At 74.1% G+C, this 1,595-nt stretch carries 4 protein-coding genes; 2 read left to right on the plus strand and 2 right to left on the minus strand.

Features of this window, described 5'->3' with window-relative positions:
• The first annotated feature begins 41 nt into the window (after positions 1-41).
• The gene (locus AA75_RS29615) at positions 42-323 is read left to right on the plus strand and encodes a hypothetical protein (RefSeq protein WP_033823370.1); all 282 of its coding nucleotides are present in this window, start codon (positions 42-44) and stop codon (positions 321-323) included.
• A 417-nt stretch (positions 324-740) separates the two neighbouring features.
• Here the strand turns inward: AA75_RS29615 and AA75_RS29620 are convergent, their stop codons facing one another.
• Both AA75_RS29620 and AA75_RS46140 read right to left on the minus strand, forming a co-directional pair.
• Positions 741-1,097 (minus strand): hypothetical protein, encoded by a 357-nt coding sequence (locus AA75_RS29620; RefSeq protein ID WP_033823371.1) that lies wholly within the window; start codon positions 1,095-1,097, stop codon positions 741-743.
• Positions 1,015-1,479: an AsnC family transcriptional regulator gene (locus AA75_RS46140; protein WP_368666615.1), complete on the minus strand. Its 465-nt coding sequence runs from the start codon at positions 1,477-1,479 to the stop codon at positions 1,015-1,017. The genes AA75_RS29620 and AA75_RS46140 overlap by 83 nt, the downstream gene beginning before the upstream one ends.
• On the opposite strand from AA75_RS46140, the gene AA75_RS51485 reads away from it, so the two are divergent.
• Positions 1,410-1,595 (plus strand): hypothetical protein (locus tag AA75_RS51485; RefSeq protein ID WP_206743454.1); only part of this gene is annotated, 186 nt, incomplete at its 3' end. The two genes, AA75_RS46140 and AA75_RS51485, sit on opposite strands and share 70 nt — an antisense overlap.

Below are 1,595 nucleotides of genomic sequence, written 5' to 3' on the forward strand. Positions count from 1 at the left end.
CATCCGTATGCCCTTTCACAGCTCACCGATCGGAGATCCACGTGTCCCTGAAGCCGTCCGCCCGTACCGTGCTCGCCGCCATCGCCCTCGCCGCCCTCGCCGCCGTCACAGCGACCCCTGCAGGCGCCCAGGAGCGTCCGCGAATCACCCCTGCGACGAGCACCGCAGGGTCATGGCACATCACCGGAAACTGGTACCTGTACAAGAAGGACTGCGTGGACGCCGGCCAGCAGTACGAGCGTGAAGGCTTTCCGTACCAGTGCCGCTACGGCTACCTCCCGCCTGCCGGGAAAGACGTGTACTGGCTCTACATCTACAACTAGCCCCTGGCACCGCTCCCGCACGACAGCCCTCCGGCCACATCGGCGGGACGTCACCGCCCACGGACGGCGCCCCCCACCCGGCCCTCGCGCACACCCCGCCACCGGGCCCGCCCGGCACCGGCGCCCGGCAACGAGGGGCGGAGGCTTCAGGACGATCCACCGATCCGGGCTCGGTGCGGGCACCGGCCCATCATCGCGCGAGATTGGCGGGCACCGCGAGCCGCTTGCACGGCGGCCACCCCGTCCGTACACGCCCACCGGAGCCGCCGGGACCGGGTACGACCCGACAGGGGCACGGCTCCAGGCTGATACCGCCCCGGGCAGGATCGGGGCGCAGCGGCGGGGCCGGTGTGTTCGCACGGCGCGGCCCGACGAGTGCGTGGCCGACGAGTGCGTGGCTGGCGCCTGTGGGGCGGGCTACCAGGCGGCTGCGGCCCGGGCCGGCCCGTCGGCCACCGCGCCCGCCGCCGATCCCAGCCGGGCACAGGCCGAGGCGAGGAACGCCGCTGCGCGGCGCAGATGACGGACCACCACCGGCAGCAGCGTGCCCCGGAACCGGTCCGCCGCCCGGAGCTCCGCGGCATCCTGATCGAGGAGCGCGCCCGCCTCGCGGATCCCCTCACCGGGGGTGCTCGCCCGGTCCTCCCCCGCCAGCACGGCCGCGATGTCGGCGAGCTCACCCACACCCGGGTCATCCACCGGGTCCGCGCCGAACACCACCAGCAGCCCCGCCAGCCCCGCCAGCTCCGCCAGCAGACCATCCCTGCACCCCAACGCCCGTCCGGCGGCAGGCACACGGTCGGGCCCCGGACGCCCCGCCGCCCCGAGGCCGCGCGACCGGTGAGATCACCACCCGCACGGTGCCGTCGTCGCCGAGCGCCTGCAGGCGCCGGCGCACGGTCGCAGCGCTGGTCCCCAGCACCTGGGCGGCCCGCTCCGCCGTGACGCGACCGTCGCACTGCAGCGCGGCCACCAGCCGCTGATCCGTGGAGCTCGGTACGGAATCCGCCGATGCGCGTGCCATGGGGGCAAGTTCCGCCCAACCGGCCGCCGCGCGGGGGCCGTTCCGGTGACTGCGCGCCGACCATGGATGACACCCGCGCAGCAAACATTCTGACGCTGCATCAGTCGGCCGCGACCACCACCAACGAAGCATCCGATGCGGCACGCAACGCCCGGCCCGTCCGGGCCGGCTCCGCTGCGCGGCTCAGCCCCGCAGCAACCTCACCGGGCATCCGTATGCCCTTTCACAGCTCACCGATCGGAGATCCA

It is taken from the genome of Kitasatospora sp. MBT63, assembly GCF_000710465.2.
In the GTDB taxonomy this organism is placed as follows: domain Bacteria; phylum Actinomycetota; class Actinomycetes; order Streptomycetales; family Streptomycetaceae; genus Kitasatospora.

Excerpts from the sequence above, each read along its gene's own strand:
- AA75_RS46140 (WP_368666615.1), bottom strand. The coding sequence starts at position 1,479 with ATGCTTCGTTGGTGGTGGTCGCGGCCGACTGATGCAGCGTCAGAATGT.